Genomic DNA, 22,660 nt, shown 5'->3' with positions numbered 1-22,660 from the left:
AAAAAAATGGGCGCAACTAACGCAGAGTATCTGCATGGTAAGCCCCTTGCATGAGAATGCAACAGTGCGTGGTTAGTCAGCCTGTATTGTTTTGTTCTTGTAATAAAAATCAGGCCAACCTGTAAGGGTTGGCCTGCCAATGTCTGCAAAGGACGGAGCAGATGAAGAAATGCCTGGTTGTCAGCTGGTGCGCATGCGCTCGCTGCGGCCGCGCAACCATTCCAGCGTCAACAGCAGCAGGATGGAGAAGCCGATCAGCAAGGTAGCCGCCGCCGCAATGGTGGGGCTCAGGTTTTCGCGGATGCCACTGAACATCTGACGCGGCAGGGTGGCTTGTTCCGGGCCAGCCAGGAACAGCGTCACCACCACTTCGTCGAAGGACGTGGCAAAGGCGAACAGCGCTCCGGAAATCACGCCCGGCGCAATCAGCGGCAGGGTGATGCGGAAGAAGGTGGTGATGGGCGAAGCACCCAGGTTGGCCGCCGCACGGGTCAGGTTGTGGTTATAGCCCTGCAGGGTGGCCGTCACCGTGATGATGACAAACGGTACGCCCAGCGCAGCATGTTCCAGGATCAGCGTGGTGTAGCTGTTGTCCATGCCCAGCGGGGCAAAGAACAGGTAGCTGGCCACGCCGACAATCACCACCGGCACCACCATCGGCGAAATCAGCAGGAACATGATGATGCCCTTGCCACGGAACTCGCCACGGGTGAGGCCGATGGAGGCCAGCGTGCCCAGCACCATGGCCAGCACGGTGGCGGCCGGGGCCACGATCATGCTGTTCTGCAAGGAGCGGATCCACTCCGGTGCGCTGAACAGGTCCTGATACCAGCGGAAGGAGAAGCCGGTCAGCGGGTATACCAGGAAAGAGCCTTCGTTGAAGGACAGCGGAATGATCACCAGCACCGGCAGGATCAGGAACAGCAGGGTCAGGCCGCTGGTAATGCGCAGAACGTAGTGCCACACCTTTTCGATGGGCGACATGGTCGGGTTCAGCATGGTTATGTCTCCGTGAAGGGTGAGGGTTAGCCCAGGCGCAGGCTCTTGGCGCCTACCAGCCAGTTGTAAACGATGTACAGGATCATGGTGGCTGCCAGCAGCAGGCCGCCCAGTGCGGTTGCCATGCCCCAGTTGATCGAAGTGTTGGTGTAGAAGGCGACGAAGTAGCTCACCATCTGGTCGTTCGGGCTACCCAGCAGGGCCGGGGTGATGTAGTAGCCGATGGACAGGATGAACACCAGCAGGGCACCGGCACTGATACCGGCCACGGTCTGCGGGAAGTACACGCGCCAGAAGCTGGCAAACGGGTGGCAGCCCAGCGAGATGGCGGCCTTCATATAGCTTGGCGAAATGCCTTTCATCACGCTGTAGATGGGCAGGATCATGAAGGGCAGCAGGATGTGCACCATGGAGATGTACACGCCGGTGCGGTTGAACACCAGTTGCAGCGGGTGATCGATGATGCCCAGCCACTCCATGGTGGAGTTGATCAGGCCGCCCGATTGCAGCAGTACGATCCAGGCGGCAACCCGTACCAGTACGGAGGTCCAGAACGGCAGCAGTACCAGAATCATCAGCAGGTTGCTGCTGCGGGTGGGCAGGTTCACCAGCAGGTAGGCCAGCGGGTAAGCCAGGGCTAGTGCAATGGCAGTCACCACCAGGCTCATCCAGAAGGTGCGGGTGAAAATTTCCAGGTAAATGGCCTGGTCCGGCGAAGAGCGGCTGATTTCGCCCAGATCATCCACGCGATGGTCCATGGCGGCCAGCAGGTAGAACGGCGTCTGGCTGCTGGTGTTGCGGCGGATGGCCTGCCAGTAGGCCGGGTCACCCCAGCGCTCGTCCAGATTGGTCAGCGCGTCCTTGTAGGACTTGGGGGCCGGGTCCATCGGCAGGGCGCGGGCAGTTTTGTTCAGCAGGCTGCGATAGCCGGCTACTTCCATGTTCAGGCGCTTGCCCAGATCGCCCAGTTTCTGGTCGTCATGGGCTTGCTGGATGTCTTGTGCCGCGGCGGCATACACCGTTTCGGGCGGCAGGGCACGGCCGCTCCAGCTGGAGATGGCCTTGACCGTGTGCGGCATGGCGTCAACCACTTCCGGGTTGTTGACGCTCTTGAACAGCAGGCTGGTGATGGGCAAGACAAACACCAGCAGGATAAACAGCACCAGCGGCAGAATCAGCAATTGCGACTTCAGCTTGTTCATGCGCTCGGCGCGGGCCAGTTTCTGCTTCAGAGAACGGCCGGCCTCCGGCTGGGTGGCTGCGACAGCGGTGGTGGGTGCAGAGGAAGCGGTCATTCTTCCGGCTCCGGATCAGGTAAGGGGTGAAAACCCCCTGGGGATGAACCCCCGAGGGGGCGGACCTGCTACCGGCAGATATCACCGGCAGCAGTCATGCGTATTGCAGCTGCTTATTTGGCAGCCCAGGCGTTGAAGCGTTGTTCCAGCGATTCGCCGTAGTCAGCCCAGAAAGCTACATCCACGGCTACACCGTTCTTGATGTTTTGCGGAGCGGTCGGCAGGTCGGCAACCAGTTTCTTGTCCAGCAGCGGTACGGCTTTCTTGTTGGTCGGGCCGTAGGCGATATTCTGCGAGTACACTTTCTGGTTTTCCGGCTTGCTGGCGAAAGCGATGAACTTCAGCGCAGCGTCCTTGTTCGGGGAGCCCTTCGGAATGGCCCAGGAGTCGAAGTCATACATGCCACCGGTCCATACGATCTTCAGGTTCTTGCCTTCCTTCTGGGTGTTGGCGATACGACCGTTGTAGGCCGAGCTCATCACCACGTCGCCGGATACCAGGTATTGCGGCGGTTGTGCGCCGGCTTCCCACCACTGGATGTTCGGCTTCAGCTGGTCCAGCTTCTTGAAGGCGCGATCAACGCCGGCCGGGGTGGCCAGAACCTTGTACACGTCTTTCGGCGCTACGCCGTCAGCCATCAGGGCCACTTCCAGGGTGTACTTGGCGCCCTTGCGCATGCCGCGCTTGCCCGGGAACTTCTTCACGTCCCAGAAATCTTTCCAGCCGCTCGGGCCAACCTTCAGCTTGTCGGCGTTGTAGGCCAGTACGGTAGACCATACGAAGATGCCCACGCCGCAGGACTGGGCAGCGCCCGGTACGAAGTCAGCCTTGTTGCCGATCTTGCTGTAGTCCAGCTTTTCGAACATGCCTTCGTCACAACCGCGGGCCAGTTCCGGGGATTCCACTTCCAGGACATCCCAGGACACGCTCTTGGTGTCGACCATGGCTTTGACCTTGGCCATTTCGCCGTTGTATTCGCCGCCTACCACCTTGATGCCGGTAGATTTGGTGAACGGAGCGTAGTAGGCCTTTTCCTGGGCTGCCTTGTTGGCACCACCAAAGGAAATCACGGTCAGGTCAGCGGCTTGGGCAGCCTGAGCGCAACAAGCGGCCACAACCGCCAGCGAAAGAGCTTTCATGCATTTCTTCATTTGATAGTTCTCCATATTGTTTTGGGACTACAACTACACGCACTCACTCGCACGCACTCATTCAGCCAGTTCGACAGGATCGAGCGCTCTTACGTGTTCTACATTCCAGCCCAGGGAAATCACGTCGCCCACGGACAGCTTGGGGTCCAGGGTGGCAATAGGCTGTTTGACGATAAAACTGGAGTTGCCGCAGGCTTCCAGGCGGATACGCACGTGGTCACCCAGGTAGATGAATTCGCGCACGCGGCCGGAGAAGCGGTTCTGCTCCTGCTGCACGTTCAGATTGATGCGCTCCGGGCGGATGGACAGCGATACCGGTGCGCCCGGGGCTGCATCGTGAATGGCCATGGCTTCCACGCGCTCGCCGTTTTCCAGGCCAACGGTACAGCGCTCGCCATCGCGGCTGAGCAGCTTGCCGTGCAGGCGGTTGTTTTCGCCGATGAAGTTGGCCACAAAAGTGTTGCGCGGGTGTTCGTACAGGTTTTGCGGGCTGTCGATCTGCTGGATTTCACCCTGGTGGAACACGGCCACACGGTCGGACATGGTCAGCGCTTCGCTCTGGTCGTGGGTCACGTACACCACGGTCACGCCCAGACGTTCGTGCAGATGCTTGATTTCCATCTGCATGTGTTCGCGCAGCTGCTTGTCGAGAGCACCCAGCGGTTCGTCCATCAGCACCAGTTGCGGTTCGAACACCAGGGCGCGGGCCAGGGCAACACGCTGTTGCTGACCACCGGACATCTGGCCGGGGTAGCGGTTGGCAAACTTGTCCAGCTGCACCATGGACAGCGCGCGCTTCACCCGTTCGGTGACGTCGGTCTTGTCCATGCCGCGCACCTTCAGCGGGAAGGCCAGGTTTTCGGACACGGTCATGTGCGGGAACAGTGCGTAGTTCTGGAACACCATGCCGATGTCGCGCTTGTGCGGCGGCACACGGTTGAGCGAACGTTCGCCCAGCATGATTTCACCGGCAGTCGGGGTCTCGAAGCCGGCCAGCATCATCAGGCTGGTGGTCTTGCCGGAGCCGGACGGTCCCAGCAGGGTGAGGAACTCACCCTTGCGGATATCCAGATTGAGGTCCTTGACGATCAGGGTCTCGCCGTCGTAGCTCTTTTGTACGTTCTTGAAGCGGACCAGGATGTCGCTTGCACTCGTTTCAGCCATGACCACTCCTGTTGTTTAAATGGTGATGACTGAATTGTAAAAACCCGATGACAGCAGGGATATCGGCCAGCGGCGGATTTTGCTGTCAGGAAATTTGCTGATGCCTTGTAGGGCGATTCCTACACGACGTCAGCATAGGGACTGCTGCATTGCGGTATCAGCCAGCTGCCAGCAAAGCCTGGATGCTGCCATAGAGTGCGGCAGCATCCACCGGCTTGTGCAGTAATACCGCGCCGCTGGACTGGGCCTCGCGCAGACGGTTGGGGGCAGTGTCGCCGGTCATGATAATGGACGGAATGTTGCGGCCCAGCTGTTGGCAAATCTGCTTGAGCACCTGCTGGCCGGTCTGGTTGCCACGCAGGCGGTAGTCGGCAATCACCACCCTGGGCTGGAAGCTGTCCAGACAATCCAGTGCTTCGGCACCGCCTTCTACCGTGAGAATGTGACAGCCCCAGCAGCCCAACAGCGCCTCCATGGCCGAGCGCACCGCGTAATCGTCATCAATCACCAGCACCGGCACGGCCTGCAAGGGCAGCTGGCGCGGCGGGCTGCCGACGGTTTCGGCCAGCTCCGGCTGGCTACTGGCCAGCGGCATGTGCAGGCGGAACACCGAGCCGCGGCCAGGACGGGATTGCAGCTCCACCTTCAGGCCCATGGTCAGGGCCAGGCCACGCACAATGGCCAATCCCAGCCCCAGGCCCTTGCGCCGGTCGCGCTCCGGATTGCCCAGTTGGTGGAATTCGCGGAACACCTCTTGCTGCTGGGCCGGCGGAATGCCGATGCCGCTATCCCATACCTCGATCAGCAAATGCTCGCCTCGCTGCCGACAGCCAATCAGGATGCCGCCGCTGCGGGTGTAGTTGATGGCATTGCTGATGAGGTTGCGCAGGATCAGCTCCAGCAGGCTGGGGTCGGTATGCACATGCACCGCGGATTCCCTCACCCGGAATACCAGGTTCTTGCCATTGGCCAGCGGCGCGAATTCACATTCCAGCTTGTACAGAATGCTTTGCAGTGCCACCTGGCGTGGCCTGGCCTCGATCACGCCGGCCTCCAGCTTGGAGAAGTCCAGCAGGGTGTCCAGCATTTCGCAGGCGGCAGAGGCCGATGCCTCGATATGTTCCAGCAGTTCTTGCTGACGCGGATCCAGCGTGGTGGTTTTCAGCGTGGCCAGAAACAGCCCCAGTGCATGCATGGGCTGGCGCAAATCGTGGCTGGCTGAAGCCAGAAACACCAGCTTGGCACGGTTGGCTTCTTCTGCCTCGTGCAAGGCCTCAGCCGCACGGCCGGTCTGCTCGCGCAGCTGGTCTACCAGCTCGGTATTTTCAAAACGCAGTTCGATCGAGCGCCGGGCCACCCGGGCGTAATTCAGGGCAAATATCAGCAGTACCAGCAGAAACAGTGGTACGCCGAGAAACATCGGCAGATAGGCAAGATTGCCGGTGGCCAGGAATACCCCCCACACCGGCAGGATGGACGGGATGAAAAAACCGACCGCCACCGGCAGGCAGGGAGAGAAAATGGCCAGTGCCGCCGCGCTCATGCCGGCAATCATCGACAGCAGACTGATGGCCGTGGGCGGAAAGCTGAGATCCATGTACAGGCCGCCGGCTATGCCCCACATGCTGCCCAGAAAGACCAGCAGCAGTGTCATGCAGCGCGCATAGTAAGGTGCCCGGGCTTCAGTCAGCCGGTCGCGGATACGGAAGCGACCGAAATGACCGGCAGCGCAGCCCACACCCATCAGCGCAGACCAGCCCATGGTGTCGACATTACCGGTGCTGACATACACCCCCATCGCCATCAGCAATGACGCTACAAAACAGCCCAGCATGGCAATGCCAAAGCTATGGTCTATCAGCTCCATCTGCGCGGCCAGCAGGCGCGGCGGGTCGAAGCGTGGCCACAGCATCAGCGCATCACCTGTACCAGCCCGCGCCGCTGTGCTTCCAGTACCGCCTCGGTACGGCTGTAAACGCCAAACTGCTCCAGAATGGCGGCCACATGTACGCGCACGGTGTTTTCTGACAGGCCCAGGCTATTGGCAATGGCCTTGTTGGAGCGGCCCAGACACAGCTCGCTCAGTACTTCCAGCTGGCGCGGAGTCAATTGTGAATGGCGATTGCCGCTTGCAGCCGGTGTGGCGGAATCCATTACTTCGCCGCGCAGGCAGCGCTCCAGCGCTTCGTCGATCTGCGCCACGCTGGCCGATTTGGTCAGCACGCCGGCAATGCCAGGCGTGGCGGCGGCCTGCTCCGGGCTGGCCGACAGGATGATAATGCGGGCCGACTGGAAATAGCGTTGCAGCACATTGACGCCATCCAGCCCGTTCAGTCCGGGCAGCTGGATGTCCAGCAAAATGATGTCTACTGGCGTACTGCCGAACTGGTGGATGGCATCCATTACGGTGCCGGCTTCGAGAATGTCGCCAACCTTGTCGTTGTTTTCCAGCACCAGGCGCAAGCCGGTACGGAACAAGGCGTGGTCGTCGATGAGGAGCAGTCTGGCGCTAAGCATGTTTGGGTGTCTGTCGCTGATTGGGATGTAGGGTGCCGGGGGCTGCAGGGCCGTCCGTCCGCCCGTGTTTCCTTGATGGGCGCGTCATGTCAAGAGGATGAAAATTGGCTGAAAGGCAAATATGTCCTGTTTTCAGAGAATAGCAAAGCTTTTCTCTGTTTTTCCTGGAAATGTTCACGCCTGATGGCTGGATTGCCGGTTTAGCATCTGGCCTAGCGTATCGTGCAGCACTGAAGGTGGCACCGGCTTGTGCAGCAGCGGCAGCCCGCTCTCGGTGGCCTCGCGCAGTCGCGCCGGGGCAGTGTCGCCAGTCAGCAGCAGGGCCGGAATATCCTGTCCTAGTGCCGCCCGGATGGCCCGGATGGCATCGGTGCCACTTTTTTGTTCGCGCAGCCGGTAGTCGCTGATCAGCAAGTCCGGCTTGCAGTGGTTTAGCAAGGGCAGGGCAGTTTCCAGTGATTCCGTGGCCAGGCATTGGCAGCCCCAGCTTTGCAGCAGCAGCACCATGCTGCTGCGGACGATTTCATCATCCTCAACCAGCAGAATGGTGGCGCAGGGCAGTAGCCGGGTAATGGCCGCTGGCGCGGCAGCTGGCACGGCGTCGTGCTTGGTGCTGTCGACGCGCGGCAGGCTCAGACGAAACACGCTGCCAAGGCCTGGGCGGGATTGCAGTTGTAAAGGATGCTGCAGCAACTGGGCCAGACCATGCACGATGGCTAGCCCAAGCCCCAGGCCTTTCTTGCGGTCGCGTTCGGGATTGCCAAGCTGGTGGAACTCGACAAAGATTTCCTGCTGGTGGTGCGGGTCGATGCCGATGCCGCTATCCCAGACTTCCAGTTGCAGCTGATTGCCACGGCGGCGACAGCCAATCAGGATGCCGCCTTCCTGGGTGTAGCGGATGGCATTGCTGATGAGATTGCGCAGGATAAGCTCGATCAGTGACGGGTCGGACAGGACCAGTTCTGCCGTGTCGTGTGTGCGGTAAAACAGGCCCTTGCTATTTGCAAGCGGGGCCAGTTCCCTTTCCATCTTGTTGAGCAGTGCTTGCAGGGCAAAGGCCTGTCGTTGTGGCGTAATCACGCCGGCTTCCACGCGAGAATAGTCCAGCAGGCTGTGCAGCATTTCCGCCGAGGCATTGGTGGCGCTCTGGATATTAGCCAGCAAGTCCTGCTGTCTGGGTGTCAGCTCGGTTTTGCCCAGCACCTCCAGAAACAGGCCCTGGGCGTGGATGGGCTGGCGCAGGTCGTGACTGGCTGCAGCCAGAAAACGCGATTTGGCGATATTGGCCTGCTCCGCCTCCTGCTGGGCGTGGCGCGAGTCGGCCGATGCCTGACGCAGCCGGTCGACCAGCTCCAGGTTTTCAAAGCGCAGTTCGATGGCCCCTCGGGCAGCCTGTGCGCTGTTGCGCGCCTGCATCAGCAAGGTGGCCAGATACATGATGGCGGCCAACCCCAGCGCATTGAGTGCCACGGCATCCGACTGCATGGCCTTGAGCGCAATCATGCCCAGTTCCAGCGTGATGAAGCCGATGAAGACCGGTAGCACTGGTGACAGGATGGACATGGAGTTACCCGCCACGCCGGACAGCACGGCAATGGCCAGAATCCAGCTGGGCGGCGATGCCGGGTTCAGACCCACCCACATCAGGCTGCCCCAGGCAGCACCGTCGATGGCGTGCAGCAGCACCAGCCGCCGCCGCAGCGCGGGCAGACGGGCGGGGAGGATTTCGCGGGACAGGATGCGGCGGGCATCGATGATGTCGATCAGCTTGGAGGCGATGACCACCACGCACCACACGGTCAGCCGCAGCGGGTCGGCCTCATGCTGCAAGGCATAGGCCACCAGCAATACCACCAGGATGCCGGGCAGCACGGAGCTGCCCAGATTGTTGAGCAGGAGTCGGATCTGTTCGATCCGTACTTTCTCCTGCGATGAATCTTCCAGATTGTTGATCATGAATGATGTGCTGGCCACAAGGCGGGCTACCCGGGCTTGTCTTGTTTTCTCTTCGATCTTGGCCGGCATGTGCATGCGGCATGGCTTTGTCGCCCATTATAGTCCGCAGCCCCGTCTGTTCTGCCAGTCAATCTGTGTTCCGTCATCACTTGTGTGACACGGTCAAGACAAATGCAGTCAGCAGTGTGTGGGCAAGGGCAGCTCTTGATGCGGATCAAGTCTTTTTCTGCTGGGCCTGTTGCGACATAAAAATCAATATATAGTGTTTTGAAATTTTAAATCACTACATATTGTTATGAAAAATACTGTACTGGTGAATCCGCTTGCCACGCTGGACGAATACCTCAGCCGCGCCGACTGGCGCGTATCCGCCAATGCCAATCAGGGCTACAGCCTGGGCGGGATGATACTCAACGCCGCCGGCAAGCTGACTGCCAACTACTGGCTGGATGGCATCTACCCGGCAGCCGTCGCCACCGCCCACCGCGAGGCAGATTTTCACCTGCACGATCTGGACGTGCTGGCCGGTTACTGCGCTGGCTGGTCGCTGCGCCAGTTGCTGCATGAAGGTTTCAATGGTGTGCCTGGGCGAGTGGAGTCCGCGCCGCCGCGCCACCTGGGTTCAGCACTGGGGCAGATGGTGAATTTTCTTGGCACCTTGCAGAACGAATGGGCGGGCGCGCAGGCCTTTTCCAGCGTGGACACCTATCTGGCACCCTTCGTCAAACGCGATGGCCTGAGCGATGCACAGGTAGAGCAGGCGCTGCAGGAGTTCGTCTACAACCTTAATGTCCCTTCGCGCTGGGGCACGCAAACCCCGTTTACCAACCTCACCTTTGACTGGATCTGCCCGACCGACCTGGCCGGACAGATTCCGCTGATTGCCGGCGAGGAAATGCCGTTCTGCTATGGCGACTGTCAACACGAAATGGACCAGATCAACCGCGCCTTCCTGCGCGTGATGAGTGAGGGCGATGCCCATGGTCGGGCGTTTACCTTTCCCATTCCCACCTACAACATCACCCCGGATTTCGATTGGGACAGTCCCAATGCCGAATTGCTGTTCGACCTGACTGCACGCTACGGCCTGCCGTATTTCCAGAATTTTCTTAATTCCGATCTGGAGCCGCAGATGGTGCGCTCCATGTGCTGCCGCCTGCAACTGGACCTGCGCGAGCTGCTCAAGCGCGGCAACGGCCTGTTTGGCAGCGCCGAACAAACCGGCTCGCTGGGCGTGGTCACCCTCAACTGCGCACGGCTGGGCTACCGCTTCAAGGGCAACTGGCCCGGCCTGCTGGCCGAAACCGACCGCCTGCTGGAACTGGCCCGCATCAGCCTGGAAATCAAGCGCGAGCGGGTACAGGGCTGGATGGATGATGGCCTGTATCCCTATACCAAGCGCTATCTGGGCACGCTGCGCAATCATTTTTCCACCGTGGGGGTGAATGGCATCAACGAACTGGTGCGTAACTACACCGCCGATGCCGAGGACATCACCAGCCTGGCAGGTCAGCAACTGGCATTGGAGCTGCTGGATCACATCCGTGCACGCATGGTGCAAATGCAGGAAGACACCGGCCATCTGTACAACCTGGAAGCCACCCCGGCCGAAGGCACCACCTACCGTTTTGCCCGTGAAGACCGCAAGCGCTTTGCCGACATCCTGCAGGCCGGTCCGGCGGACAAACCTTATTACACCAACTCCAGCCAACTGCCGGCCGGGCATACCGACGACCCCTTCCTGGCCTTGCAGCATCAAGAGCCGCTGCAACGGCGCTATACCGGCGGCACCGTGCTGCATCTGTACATGACCGAGGCTGTCAGCTCCGCCGCAGCCTGCAAGCAGCTGGTGCGCCGCTCGCTGCAGCGCTTCCGCCTGCCTTACATCACGGTGACACCCACTTTCTCGGTTTGCCCGCAGCATGGCTACCTGAGCGGTCATCACGAATTCTGCCCCAAGTGCGATGCCGAACTGCTGGCCCGCGCGACGGCAGTCACTGCGCCCGGCTGCCTCTGAGCGCCTAATCCCCACCCTTCACAGGAGAACAACATGTCACATCAAACCGAAATCAAACAGGCCGAACAGCTGGACCCGGCACTGCGCACCCGTTGCGAAGTATGGACCCGCGTAATGGGCTATTTCCGCCCGGTATCCGCCTTCAACACAGGCAAGCAGGGTGAATTTGCCGAGCGTCTGCATTTTGATGAACAGCATCTGCATCACTGAGCAGCGGCTACCGGCCAGCCGCAGCGACTTGCCGCTGGCCGGTATCGAGCCGTTTTCCAGTTGCGACTGGCCAGGGCAACTGGTAGCCACCGTGTTTGTCGCCGGCTGCCCCTGGCGTTGCGGCTACTGTCACAACCCGGACCTGCAGGCGCGCAGCAAGGGCGTGCTGGACTGGGACACCGCCCGGGCCGTATTGGCACAGCGGGCCGGCTTTCTGGATGGCGTAGTGTTTTCCGGTGGCGAACCCACACTGGCTCCGCAGCTGGGCGAGTGGATGCAGGACGCCCGCCAGCTGGGCATGGTCATCGGCCTGCACACGGCAGGCATCTATCCGCAGCGGCTGGCAGCACTCAAGGGCTTGGTGGACTGGATAGGGCTGGACATCAAGGCCGCGCCCGGCGGCGTGGATGCCGTCACCGGCGTGCCGGGCAGCGAGGCGCGCATGTGGCAGGCGCTGGATATTGCACTGGCCAGCGGAGCCGCGCTGGAATGCCGCACCACGCTGGACCCGCGAGTGATGACGGCAGACAGCCTGTACCGCCTGGCGGCAACGCTACAGGCCAAAGGCGTCACCCATGCCGCCCTGCAACAGGGCAGGGATAGCCAGGGTCAGCCACTGTTCGACGCCGCACAATGGCCGGGAAGGGCGGTGCTGGACGACTGGCAGCGGCGCTTTTGCCAGTTCAGTTGGCGACATTGATGGATAGAGTGTGTCAGTGGTTTGAATGTGGCAAGTCGTTGTTATGACTCGCTCGTTCGGTTTATTAATGTTACAGCTGTGATAACCAATATGGCTCCCATTATTTGAAAGGTTGACATTCTTTCTCCAAGTGCAATGAATGCGCATGCAATTCCGAAAACGGGTGTTAGATTAAGAAACGTACCAGCCGAATTCGCGCTAAGGGACTGAAGTGCGTAAATGTATAAAGTAAACCCCATTGCAAACTGAACTAGACCTGAAGCGGCAATGATGAGCCACATGGTGAAATTGCTGGGCATATTCATTTCATTTGCATTGGTGTTCCATATAAGTAATAGTGTAAGGCTGGTGAGTAGTAATGCTACTGTTTGCTGTAGGGCGACAATGTATATTGGGTTGGCTGTGCTAGCTAGTCTGGCTGATAGAATGACATAAAGAGCGGCCATTGCAGTGCCAATGAAGATTAGAAACATTCCTCCAGTGCTGCTGCTTCCAATGTCTTGATATTCAAAGATGCCAAGTGACAGCAAAAGACCAAGAAATCCAATAAGTGAGAGCAAGATAAATTTTTTGCTTGGCAAAGTTTTAAAAAATACTGTTCCAATGGCAACAATAAGCATTGCCTCAGAGGATTGAATAAGTGTGGCTCCAATAGCTTAGGTTTCGGCCAGTCCTATCAAGCCGAGTAAATAGGCAAGCCACGGCTCAAAAAGCCCAAGTGAGGCGAGCTGCCATGTATTTTTCATGGAGCTAGGAATGAGATTTTTATATAAAATGATCATCCATAATGCCAGGACGCTAACGGATAATTGCAGCCAAAGCAGTAAGACCGGATTAATCGTTTCAATAATAAATTTAGACATGACTGTTGCGCTGCCCCAACAAAAGGCAGCCATGGTTGCAGATAAAATGCCGCGGCTGATTCTGATTTGCATATGCCGTCCTTTATTGTTGGGCAGTATGGAGGCTGTTCAATAGCAGGTATGGCGTGATGGTTTGTGTTGATGATTCGGTCAGGAAAATGCAGTATTGTTGGCGCTGTGGCTGAGTGGTAACGCCTTGATTGCTGTTTGCATAATTTAGCTGAATGACCGGGGCGTCAAGGCTATTATTTAGCTGTTTCTTATAATAAGAATTATGTCTGGGTGCGATCAGATTAATCTTTGCATGTTTGATAAAACCATCGCTTCGAGTTGGAATTTTCATTGCGGCGGGCAAAGATTTATATCCCTTCCGGTAGTAGCTTGTACCGGAAGGGTGATGCGCATGATTCATGCATGTCGATAGAAATTGAAAATTTGAATTTGCGTTTTAATAGTCAATATCTACCGAACTGGAAGGCTGGAAGGCTGGAAGGCTGGAAGGCTGGAAGGGTGGAAGGCTGGAAGGGTGGCAGCGGCGCTTTTGCCAGTTCAACTGGCGTCACGCCTAGTTCTCACGCATTTTGTGTCTGCGCACCCGCGCAAGACTTCAAGCCGGGCGGGCTTGCGCCTGCCCATCACGCAGCACCTGCCGCGACAGACGGCTGTGCAAGCGCTGATGGCAGGCAGCGGCCAGCCCTAACAGCTCGCCATTATCTGCCGCAATCCCCTGCGGGGTAGCAATCTGCTGCGCCAGCGCCTGCAAGGGCGTGGCCGAACTGTTCAGCCCCAGCAAACGGCCATGCGCATGGCGCAGGGGGTGATCCGGCGTGTAATCCAGCGTCAGCAACCAGTGCTAATGTTGCCGGCGCGCACCCTGCGTCAATACCGCCTGCAACACCGCATGGCTCACTTGCACCCCGGCCTCCGCCGCCAGCGCCAAGGCCTGCTCCCAACGTGGGGCGGCGGGCGGCAACTGCGCCAGCGCCGGCAGCATCTGTCTATTCAACCAGTCACGCAACTGCCGCGCCAGCGGCTTGCTACTGCGGCGCAAGGCGCGCAGCAGGGCGGGCGCGGGCCAGCATTCCTTGGTGTCTTCTGTTTCTGGCGAGTTTTCACGTGTCGGGTCTGCTGCCAGTAAATGCTGGATGCGGCATCCCAGTCGACGGCCAATGACGGCCAGCACATCGCCGCTGTACAGCCACCATTGGCCGTTGTGGTGTAGCACGTGCAGGGGTTTACCGTGGTAGTAGAAACAAAGCGGAGGGGGATGTTGATGGGTGGCTTGATCTGTCATGGTGCGGGGCTCCGTGTGGACAAAGAAAAATGCCACATACTTTCGGGTGCGGTAGCCGCTGTTTGAGGTGTGTTGAGCACCAGCGGCGGATTCTAGGGACGCTATCGCGGGGTGGAAACTGCACGAAAGGGAAGGCGAGCAGGACGTTGCTTGCAGCGAAAGTACCGCACCGATGCGACCCACGGGCCCCGTCAAGCATGCCGACGGGTGGCCGGGGCGAGGTGTTAAGCGCCTGCCCTGTCTGAGCGATTTGAACTTGGCAAATCGCGAGTTCAGGCGCGCCTCGCCTCGGACGGGCGCTGTCTGGCAGCCACAGGCCATGCTTGCTGGGTGGTCTTGGAGGTGAAGGAGGGCTTGGCCAGGCAAGCCCTCCTTCCCGTTTGCCGTGCGGAAGCGGCACTTAAATCATCACCTGCGCAGCGGATTTCTGCGGCGCTATCCGTGTGATTGCTGCTTGAGTGGAGGGTCTGCATCGGATAATCTGCATGTCATTAAATGCTTTGCTGCTGTTCCATTGCTGCCCGTCTTGTCAGCAATGTCCATGCCGTCTCTGCTCGTGAATCACTATTAGCTGGCTTAAACCATGAAAGCGCCAATGTCATTTGAACTACGTATTGCTGGTGAGGCCGATGCCCAAGAAATTGCAACTCTCGTGAACAGAGCCTACCGCCCCTCTCCGCAAGAGGCGGGTTGGACACACGAGGCAGATCTGATTGCTGGCGAAAGAACTACTGCTGAGCAGGTTCTTTCTTTGTTTCACGAGCAGTCTACGATTCTGCTGTTGTGTCTCGGGCCAAAGATTGTCGCATGTGTACATGTGGAAGGAGTCCAGTCTGGTGCTTACATCGGCATGCTGGCAACCAATCCCGCCATGCAGGCCCAAGGTCTTGGTAAACGAATGCTGCTCCATGCAGAGGCATACGCCACAGAACATTTAAAGGCATCGGTACTCAACATGTCGGTTCTGTCTTCACGACCAGAACTCCTGGCATTCTACGAGCGGCGCGGTTATGTACTTACCGGGAAGGTAGAGGAATATCCTTTGTCGGCAGGTGTCGGCCTGCCAATTGTTGAAGGCATTCATGTGCTGTCGCTGGCAAAGACGCCGGCTTAACCATCACCACGTGAGCGAAGCCTTGGTTTCGTATTCAAGCGCAGAGATTTATTCAGGTTAAGGCACTTAAGTAGCTGCTATCGGCCAGGCGTATCGCTCGCGACCGGCCAAGCTTAATCGTAATTGCTTGTTCATTAAATGCAGCGAGGTCAAGTATGTATCGTGAACGCACTGTCTTGGCTTGGTGTATTTTTATTTTTGGTGTGTTCGGAATTGTAGATGGCGGTGATGCTTTGATTCGTGGTGCAATTCATGCAGAAGGAAGCAGTTGCAAGGTGATATGCGGCCTCTTGCTGTTACTTTCGCAGTTTTTCAGCCCAGCAGTAGGGGCGCTTGCGGCAGGTATTATCTATTTGCTATTGGGTGTGTTTTTGGTTTGTATTGGCTATTTGATGCTGAAGGGTAAGTAAAAGAAGCTGCCAGCCCAGCTGGTCCGAGTGCTAAATATTATTTATTGTTGCTTTTTTTGGGTACTTGGTTTTGTGAGATTGATGGCGGGCATTTTTATTTTGGTAATGAAAAATGGTGAAAGAGATTTTTGTTGTTTCGTTGCTAGCCTTTGGCTATGCATTTCTTGTAAGAAAAAGCATTGTGCTTGCGAAAGTTCACTTCGAAAATAAGGTGCTGCAATATGTTGCACTGGCTATTGCGTTGACTGCTGGTCTTATGCTTGCCTATGCATTTTTCTGGGCAAAAACACCACCTGTCAGACCTAAATCGGTACTAATCATTATTGCGGAAAATATGGAAATTCCTGTTTTCTTGTTTCTCCCGAGTTCGCTGGCATTTGTTTGCGCATTCTTGCTCAGGAAACAAGAGAGACGCGTCCGTGAAGATTGGGTGGAGATTGTTGCTGTTTTGGCTGCCATTTTCTCGCCAATTGGCCTGGTTATCTCCGGCTGTGGTTTGGCTGGTGCTTGTTTTTGAAGTGGATGCCATGCATGTCGAATAATGGTTAATCTGCAAGGCAATTTGACTTGGCAGTCAGGAAGATAAATGTTTGCAAGACTTGCGTTGATGATTATTGTGGTGGGAGTCAATTTTTTTGCAGTCGGTAATGCTTGGGATGATTGGGTTTTGTATTCCAGGTATCATACACCACATAAATCAGATATCAAATACTCAACGGGCACAGTTCAGTACAGGCTAGGAAAGCGTACTGACGGAAATTCCGGAATTTTGCTGGGCGATAATCATTTTTATTATTGTGCGCCCACTGCCGGAGCTGGCTATTCGAGTTGTAGTTTGTGTTTTTTCAAAGGGCGCTGTGATGAGCCTGGGCGGGCGGATTTCGCCGATAAAGTTGGTTCCAGAATAAAACTGGGCTGGGTTGGTATGAGTGGCATCAAGGATAGGGTGGTGTTTTTTATTGAGGTGGATGGTGTTGTTGTGGTGTCTTATGATAGTGCGGTTTTAAAGTATGAAGCCCAGCGTCAGAAGGCTCGTTATTCAACAGTTAATGATATAATATTTATTATTTTTGCTGTTATCGTTGATTTGATGTTTTTTATTGGTTGAGAGTGAAAAGAAATTAATAAGTGATTTTTTATATGTGTGATCGATAGCCGGCACTTTGGGTTGGAAGCCGAAATGCTATTTTCAGTAATTTTAATTTGGCATGCTAAGCCACTTATATTACCCATGGCATTGCCCTGCAGCTGGACGGTGAGCAGAGGCTATCTCAGCGCTCATGTCCGCCACGGCGCAAGGAACTACTTGGCCAGTTACAAATGGTCCTGTCCATTGTCCAAAAACTGGCCAAGCAAGCCGAAAGCCACGAAGCCGAGAGTTCAGATACCCAGCCATCCCGACGATACTTGGGTCAAAACCTTCCGGCGCTTCTGAAGGAAAATCAGGCACCTGCTCGGAATCGGTAGCAGCACAGCACTGCTGACATTGCAGTTGGCTTGATCAGCAATCCAGCAGTTCGCGCAGCTGGCTCAGGGTGGAGTCGTCCTTGATGACATGTTGCAGCCATTCTTCCAGGCTCATTTCGGCCCAGCGTGCCGCGCGCTCGGCCAGCAGGGAGACCGGGCTGTGCGGCTCGTGGGCACGGAAGTAGCGTGCCACTTCCCCCAGCATCTGCACGGCCTGCTCTCGGTTGCGGATCTGGCCATCGAAGGTGGCGGCTGGGGATGGCTGTTGCTGGATGGTGCTGCTTGTTGCCGCTGCCATGGTACTTGTTCCTTCCGGTAGGATGGCCGGGGTGGTGATGGCGGGGCCGCCATTCTGTTTGCGATAGCGCAGCACCAGATCCTGGCAGGCGTAGATGGCGTTGCGGATTTCCACCAGGCTGGGTGCGTGCTGGCCGAGCAGGCCGTCTACTTGCTGTTCCAGCTTTTCGTATTCAGCCAGTGCCTGTACCAGTTGGTCGTGCAGGCCGGAGAACCAGTTGGCTCCGGACTGGGTGGCGGCTTTTTCGAAGGTTTCACCGGCCAGCTTGCCTTCGGCTACCACTGCGTCGCGTGCCTCGGGGTTTTTCAGGCCCAGATTGTCCACCTCACGGGATTCCTGCCAGGCCTGCCAGCTATACCCGCCAAATTCCGGCTTGAGCAGCGGGGCGCTGCGGATGGCGGCGGATAGCTGCTGGTTGAGCCATTCCAGCTTGCCGACGCGTTCGTCCGGATCCTGCATGTCCAGCTCCGGGTGGCCGTTCTGCCAGAAGCGGGCGGTCCAGCCGTTGAGCAGGGCCAGTCCATCGCTCAGCCGGCTGATGCCATGCTGGCGCACCCAGGCTTCGGCCAGCCATACCAACAGCTGCAGGTCCTTGCTTTGTTCGGTAAAGGCGGCCTCGCACTGGCGGATTACCCGCGGCCATTCTGCGGTCTTGAGGGTTTGTTCCCAATCGCCCTGGGACAGTGCGGGGTCGTCGCTGCGGCGTGCTTCGCGAATCTGGTCGAACAGGGCAGAGTAGCTCAGGTCTTCGCCCGCCGGATTTTCTCCGGCAACAGGGCTGAGCAGGGCTTCGATAATGTCTTGCATGATGGTTCCGAAAATGGGTAATCAGCCCCTGCCGACTTCTGGCAGGGTAGAAATCAGTGCTGCGCCGCAGCTGGTCTTGTGGCCTTCCAGTGCCACTGGCTTGCCACCAACCAGCCAACTACCATCACCTTCGACGATGGTGCAGTTGCTATGGCCCTGTTGCGGGCAACTGACGGCGTCGCCCAGGCAGGCAATCTGTTTGCCGAACAGCGTGGTGCTGGCGGCGGCGCTAACGACATTCCCGCCGTGATCGGTGGGGTCGCCCAGTCGAATGACGCGCTTCACGATGACATTTCCTCCAGGGGTGGCCTGGCTACGCTGAGCGCAGCTTCGTCCGGGCCAAATTGAGCCAACAGTACCGGTGCGGCCAGAACATGGCAGTGGGTGATGGCGGTGGCGCATAGCAAGGCTGCCGTAGCTGCGCCGTTATCCCCCCATTCCCGTACCGAGTTGCTGGCCTGGTCGATGGGGTGGAGTTCTACCTGATGGCGGCTGAGTGCGCCGGACAGGGCGGACAGGCGCGCCCCGCCCACCTGCACCTCGCCGCTGTTATGCACCAGCCAGCCAAGGCTGGCGGCACGGTTGGCTGTGGGCTGGGCGTCTTCCTCGCTGAACGGATAGTCCAGCAAGGCGGCATTGACCAGGGCATTGTCCAGCATGGGTTGCAGCTGGCGGCTCAATTGCATGACCCGGCTGGATGCGGCGGCACCCTGGATGGGTTGGGTGAGTTCGGCCAGTACCGGCAAGGCGGCCAGCGAAGGCTGACGGCTGGGCGGCACCATGCCCCAGTCGGTACTGTGCTGTATGGTCTGCGGTTTTTCCCAGTAGGGTTGATATGGATCTTGGTTGTCGCTGACCGGTACCGTGTTGCTGTCTTCCGCGCAGGGCAGGCCATGGCGCAGAAATAACAGGCAGGCCAGGGCCAGGCCGGGCTTGCCGCGCCAGGCCTGCTCGGGGTCTGCGCTGGCGTCAAGCTCATCTTCTTCCCGCAGTGGCAGTATTGGCGCATCAGCCGCCAGCATTACCAGGCCTGGATAGTCGCTGTGTTGCAGCAGCAGTTGGCGGGCACGCTCGGCCACGTCACCATGACCGGGCAGGAAGCGGCACTCCACGGCGGGAGGCGTGCTGTCCAGCGCCAGGGCGGCGGCTTCGTGCTGCACGGTTTTCAGCATTGCCAGCTGTTCGATGCCGGACTGTGTGGGTATCACCTCGGTGTATACCGGTAGCCAGGCTGCGCCCGGTGCGGCCAGATACAAGGCCTCCAGCGCTTCGCGCTGCGGGGTGGTCAACGCGGCAAGCTGGTCGTCGTCTTCCCCTTCTTCCAGGTCTTCCAGGTCCAGTGGCAGCCACTGGCAGTTGTCATCGACATCGTCCAGCCAGGCGGGCTCTTCACCCACTGGCAAGGCGGTGCAACGCAACCAGCGGCAGGCGATGGTCTGCTGCCGCTCTGCCAACGCAGCATTGTGGCGGCGGCGTGCTTCTTCGCGTGTTGCCACGCGTTCGGCTTCGCCGGCGGCCTCGGCCTGCTGGCGCTCGACCTCGGCTTTCTTTTCCTTGCGGGCCGTCCACCAGCGTAGTCCCAGCGTCAGTGCAACCGGTGGCACGATATGCAGCAACAGCATGGCCGATGGGCTGATACGCTGCCAGCTGAGCGGCAGCACCAGCCACAACAGGCTCCACCAGCCGATGGTGAAGCCGCCAAACAGGGTAAGCAATCTCAACATGTGATATCTGCCCTTAGCTCAGCCTGACCTTGATGTCCTCACCCTTGAGCGAGACGGCAATCTTCTTCACCGGCTTGCCGCTGGCCATGCGGCTGAGCAGGTCGCAAGAGATTGGTGCCAGCAGGGTGCGGGTGAGGATGGCATCGGCATTGCGCGCGCCACTGTCCACATCCATGCAGCGGGCGGCCAGCGTGGCGGCCAGCGTGGCCGGAAACTCCACCTTGGCTCCGTGGTTGTCGGCGATGCGGTTGCGGATGCGGTCCAGCTTGAGTGCCACGATGGCGTGCAACACTTCGTCGCTGATGGGGAAGTAAGGCACGATGTCAAGCCGGCCCAGCAGCGCTGGCTTGAAGGCCTGTTGCAGGGTGGGGCGCAGGATTTCCACCAAGTCGGCGGCACTGGGGGCGCGGGTTTCGCCTTCTACCGTTACGCCGTGCTCGCAAGCGCGCATCACCAGGTCGGTGCCGGCATTGGAAGTAAGCAGGATGATGGTGTTCTTGAAGTCCACTTCGCGGCCTTCGCTGTCTTCCAGCACGCCCTTGTCGAATACCTGAAAGAACAGCTCCATCACATCCGGATGGGCTTTTTCCACCTCGTCCAGCAATACCACCGAGTAGGGACGCCGACGTACCGCTTCAGTCAGTACCCCGCCTTCGCCGTAGCCGACATAGCCGGGCGGCGAGCCCTTCAGGCCGGATACGCTGTGGGCTTCCTGGTATTCCGACATATTGATGGTGACCAGATTGCGCTCGCCGCCGTACAGGGCTTCGGCCAGCGCCAGTGCGGTTTCGGTCTTGCCTACGCCGGACGGGCCTACCAGCAGGAACACGCCCTTGGGTTTGCCGGGGTCTTCCAGATTGGCCTTGGCAATTTGTACCCGCTCGGCAATCTGTGCCAGTGCATGGTCCTGGCCGATCACCCGCTCGGCCAGCAGCGCGCCCAGCTTTTGTACTTGTTCCAGCTCGTTGCTGACCATGCGGCCCAGCGGAATGCCGGTCCAACCCGCTATTACATCGGCAATCACGCTTTCGTCCACGCATTCAAAGGCTAGTGGCTGGGTTTTCTGCAACTGGCGCAGCGCCAGGCGCTTTTGTTGCAGCGGGCTGGGTTTCTTGCCCGTCGGGCGTGGCGTATCGGCTGGCTGTTTGAGCTGTTCGATTTCGTCCACCAGCTGTTGCTGTTGCTGCCAGGCGGTGTGCAGCGCTGCCAGATCGACGTGCAGGGTGTCACGCCGGGTGCCGATTTCAGCGATGCGTTCGGCGTGGCCTTCCTCGCGTGACAGCGCTTCGATTTCCCGTTCGGCGTTGTCGATCAGCACCTGGATGTCCTGCAGCGGGGCCGGTTTGCCGGCACGCGACAGCGCCACTCTGGCGCAGGCAGTGTCCAGCACGCTGATGGCCTTGTCCGGCAACTGGCGGCCAGTGATGTAGCGGCTGGATAGATGCACGGCAGCGCGGATGGCTTCGTCCAGAATCTCCACCTGATGGTGCTGGCGCATGGCGGCGGTGAGGCCGCGCACCATCTGTACCGCCATGTCCGGTGCCGGTTCTTCCACTTTGACTACCTGGAAGCGGCGGGCCAGCGCGGCATCTTTTTCGAAGTATTTCTTGTATTCGGCCCAGGTGGTGGCGGCAATGGTGCGCAGCTCGCCGCGTGCCAATGCCGGTTTCAGCAAATTGGCGGCATCGTTCTGACCGGCGGCACCGCCCGCGCCGATCAGGGTGTGTGCCTCGTCGATAAACAGGATGATGGGCACCGGGCTGGCCTTGACCTCGTCGATCACCTGGCGCAAGCGGTTTTCAAACTCGCCCTTGACGCTGGCACCGGCCTGCAACAGGCCCAGATCCAGGGTGCGCAGGGTAACGCCCAGCAGGGTGTCTGGTACTTCGCCCAGCACAATCTGCCGGGCCAGTCCTTCCACCACCGCTGTTTTGCCTACACCGGGCTCGCCGGTGAGAATGGGATTGTTCTGGCGGCGGCGCATCAGGATGTCGATCATCTGGCGGATTTCACTGTCACGGCCAAGGATAGGGTCGATCTTGCCGGCGCGGGCTTGGGCGGTGAGGTCCACCGTGTATTTGTCCAGTGCCGGATTGCCGCGTGTCCGTTGCGGTTTTTCCTGGCTGGCGCTGGTGTCGTCGGCCTGTTCGGCGGCTTCTGCTTGTTGGCTGGCCGGGGTGGCGCTGCCTTCGCCGCCATGGCGACGCAATTCGCGATAGGCACCGTTAAGCAGGCTGCTGTCCTGTACGGCCAGGGTGCGCGAGCTGTCTTGTACTGCATTGCGCAGCGTATCGTCACGCCACAGCGTCAGCAGCATGTCCAGTGTGGAGATATCGCTTTCGCCATGCTCCATGCTGGCCAGCAGCCAGGCTTTTTCCAGCCAGCGCGGCAGCCAGGCCGATAGCACCGGGTTGCGGGTATTGCCGCTGCGGAAGCTGTCCTGGGCGGCATCCAGCTCGCGGCCCAGCTGGTCGATGGGCAGGCCTAGCGCCAGCAGCGCGGCCAAGGCGGCGTTGTCTTGCTGGTCTAGCAGGGCCAGCAGTACATGCTCGATTTCCACTTCGAAGTGGGTGCGCCCCAGTGCGCGGCTGGCTGCTTGTTCCAGGGCCTGGCGTGCGGCGGGGGTAAGACGTTCGATCAGCGATTTGAGTGATACCGACATGTGGTTTTCCAG

General features: G+C 58.8%; 20 protein-coding genes and 1 pseudogene. 6 read left to right on the top strand and 15 right to left on the bottom strand.

Annotation, left to right across the window (positions count from 1 at the left end; genetic code table 11):
* Window positions 1–180: 180 nt before the first annotated feature.
* The 7 genes from GSR16_RS10370 to GSR16_RS10340 all read right to left on the bottom strand — a co-directional run bounded on the left by GSR16_RS10370 (window position 181) and on the right by GSR16_RS10340 (window position 9,082).
* Window positions 181–999, bottom strand: coding sequence for an ABC transporter permease (locus GSR16_RS10370; protein WP_159877105.1), 819 nt, complete (start codon window positions 997–999; stop codon window positions 181–183).
* 26 nt (window positions 1,000–1,025) lie between these two features.
* Window positions 1,026–2,294 (bottom strand): ABC transporter permease, encoded by a 1,269-nt coding sequence (locus tag GSR16_RS10365; RefSeq protein ID WP_159877103.1) that lies wholly within the window; start codon window positions 2,292–2,294, stop codon window positions 1,026–1,028.
* 113 nt (window positions 2,295–2,407) lie between these two features.
* Window positions 2,408–3,433: an ABC transporter substrate-binding protein gene (locus GSR16_RS10360; protein WP_240902457.1), complete on the bottom strand. Its 1,026-nt coding sequence runs from the start codon at window positions 3,431–3,433 to the stop codon at window positions 2,408–2,410.
* A gap of 69 nt (window positions 3,434–3,502) precedes the next feature.
* Window positions 3,503–4,609 carry an ABC transporter ATP-binding protein gene (locus GSR16_RS10355; RefSeq protein WP_159877099.1) on the bottom strand — a complete coding sequence of 369 codons (1,107 nt, stop codon included), beginning with the start codon at window positions 4,607–4,609 and terminating at the stop codon, window positions 3,503–3,505.
* Between the two features lie 157 nt (window positions 4,610–4,766).
* A complete protein-coding gene (locus GSR16_RS10350; RefSeq protein WP_159877097.1) occupies window positions 4,767–6,521 on the bottom strand; it encodes an ATP-binding response regulator in 1,755 nt (584 codons plus the stop codon).
* Window positions 6,521–7,126 (bottom strand): response regulator transcription factor, encoded by a 606-nt coding sequence (locus GSR16_RS10345; RefSeq protein WP_159877095.1) that lies wholly within the window; start codon window positions 7,124–7,126, stop codon window positions 6,521–6,523. The genes GSR16_RS10350 and GSR16_RS10345 overlap by 1 nt, the downstream gene beginning before the upstream one ends.
* A 174-nt stretch (window positions 7,127–7,300) precedes the next feature.
* Entirely contained in the window at window positions 7,301–9,082 is a 1,782-nt protein-coding gene (locus GSR16_RS10340; protein WP_159877093.1) for an ATP-binding response regulator, read from the bottom strand.
* A 295-nt stretch (window positions 9,083–9,377) separates the two neighbouring features.
* Between GSR16_RS10340 and GSR16_RS10335 the strand changes: the two are divergent.
* Window positions 9,378–11,309: pseudogene (locus GSR16_RS10335) on the top strand (ribonucleoside triphosphate reductase).
* Window positions 11,287–12,009 carry an anaerobic ribonucleoside-triphosphate reductase activating protein gene (locus tag GSR16_RS10330; RefSeq protein ID WP_159877091.1) on the top strand — a complete coding sequence of 241 codons (723 nt, stop codon included), beginning with the start codon at window positions 11,287–11,289 and terminating at the stop codon, window positions 12,007–12,009. The pseudogene GSR16_RS10335 and the gene GSR16_RS10330 overlap by 23 nt, the downstream one beginning before the upstream one ends.
* Window positions 12,010–12,050: 41 nt before the next feature.
* Here GSR16_RS10330 and GSR16_RS10325 read toward each other — a convergent pair whose 3' ends face one another.
* From GSR16_RS10325 to GSR16_RS10310, 4 genes are all read right to left on the bottom strand, one after another.
* The gene (locus tag GSR16_RS10325; RefSeq protein WP_159877089.1) at window positions 12,051–12,629 is read right to left on the bottom strand and encodes a DMT family transporter; all 579 of its coding nucleotides are present in this window, start codon (window positions 12,627–12,629) and stop codon (window positions 12,051–12,053) included.
* Between the two features lie 36 nt (window positions 12,630–12,665).
* Complete coding sequence (locus GSR16_RS10320) at window positions 12,666–12,944, bottom strand: EamA family transporter (RefSeq protein WP_159877087.1); 279 nt, start codon at window positions 12,942–12,944, stop codon at window positions 12,666–12,668.
* 535 nt (window positions 12,945–13,479) lie between these two features.
* The gene (locus GSR16_RS10315) at window positions 13,480–13,719 is read right to left on the bottom strand and encodes a hypothetical protein (RefSeq protein ID WP_159877085.1); all 240 of its coding nucleotides are present in this window, start codon (window positions 13,717–13,719) and stop codon (window positions 13,480–13,482) included.
* A gap of 6 nt (window positions 13,720–13,725) precedes the next feature.
* Window positions 13,726–14,166, bottom strand: a complete 441-nt coding sequence (locus GSR16_RS10310; RefSeq protein WP_159877083.1) for a BRO-N domain-containing protein — start codon at window positions 14,164–14,166, stop codon at window positions 13,726–13,728.
* Between the two features lie 595 nt (window positions 14,167–14,761).
* Between GSR16_RS10310 and GSR16_RS10305 the strand changes: the two genes are divergently transcribed.
* The 4 genes from GSR16_RS10305 (at window position 14,762) to GSR16_RS10290 (ending at window position 16,798) form a co-directional block, all read left to right on the top strand.
* Window positions 14,762–15,280 carry a GNAT family N-acetyltransferase gene (locus GSR16_RS10305; protein WP_159877081.1) on the top strand — a complete coding sequence of 173 codons (519 nt, stop codon included), beginning with the start codon at window positions 14,762–14,764 and terminating at the stop codon, window positions 15,278–15,280.
* A 155-nt stretch (window positions 15,281–15,435) separates the two neighbouring features.
* A complete protein-coding gene (locus tag GSR16_RS10300; protein ID WP_159877079.1) occupies window positions 15,436–15,690 on the top strand; it encodes a hypothetical protein in 255 nt (84 codons plus the stop codon).
* Between the two features lie 112 nt (window positions 15,691–15,802).
* Window positions 15,803–16,207 (top strand): hypothetical protein, encoded by a 405-nt coding sequence (locus GSR16_RS10295; RefSeq protein WP_159877077.1) that lies wholly within the window; start codon window positions 15,803–15,805, stop codon window positions 16,205–16,207.
* A 69-nt stretch (window positions 16,208–16,276) separates the two neighbouring features.
* Window positions 16,277–16,798 carry a hypothetical protein gene (locus GSR16_RS10290; protein WP_159877075.1) on the top strand — a complete coding sequence of 174 codons (522 nt, stop codon included), beginning with the start codon at window positions 16,277–16,279 and terminating at the stop codon, window positions 16,796–16,798.
* Window positions 16,799–17,191: 393 nt separating this feature from the next.
* On the opposite strand, the gene tssA is transcribed toward GSR16_RS10290, so the two are convergent.
* From tssA to tssH, 4 genes are read right to left on the bottom strand one after another with little or no spacing between them, the layout of a single operon-like run.
* Window positions 17,192–18,262 carry a type VI secretion system protein TssA gene (tssA, locus tag GSR16_RS10285; protein WP_159877073.1) on the bottom strand — a complete coding sequence of 357 codons (1,071 nt, stop codon included), beginning with the start codon at window positions 18,260–18,262 and terminating at the stop codon, window positions 17,192–17,194.
* Between the two features lie 21 nt (window positions 18,263–18,283).
* On the bottom strand, window positions 18,284–18,547 hold the full coding sequence (locus GSR16_RS10280) for a PAAR domain-containing protein (RefSeq protein WP_159877071.1): 264 nt from the start codon (window positions 18,545–18,547) through the stop codon (window positions 18,284–18,286).
* Window positions 18,544–19,986 carry a hypothetical protein gene (locus GSR16_RS10275; RefSeq protein WP_159877069.1) on the bottom strand — a complete coding sequence of 481 codons (1,443 nt, stop codon included), beginning with the start codon at window positions 19,984–19,986 and terminating at the stop codon, window positions 18,544–18,546. The genes GSR16_RS10280 and GSR16_RS10275 overlap by 4 nt, the downstream gene beginning before the upstream one ends.
* Window positions 19,987–19,999: 13 nt before the next feature.
* On the bottom strand, window positions 20,000–22,648 hold the full coding sequence (tssH, locus tag GSR16_RS10270; RefSeq protein ID WP_159877067.1) for a type VI secretion system ATPase TssH: 2,649 nt from the start codon (window positions 22,646–22,648) through the stop codon (window positions 20,000–20,002).
* Window positions 22,649–22,660 lie beyond the last annotated feature (12 nt).

The sequence above is a fragment of the Aquitalea denitrificans genome, from assembly GCF_009856625.1.
GTDB classification, from domain to species: Bacteria; Pseudomonadota; Gammaproteobacteria; order Burkholderiales; family Chromobacteriaceae; genus Aquitalea; species Aquitalea denitrificans.
This window is presented reverse-complemented; position numbering and strand designations above follow the sequence as displayed.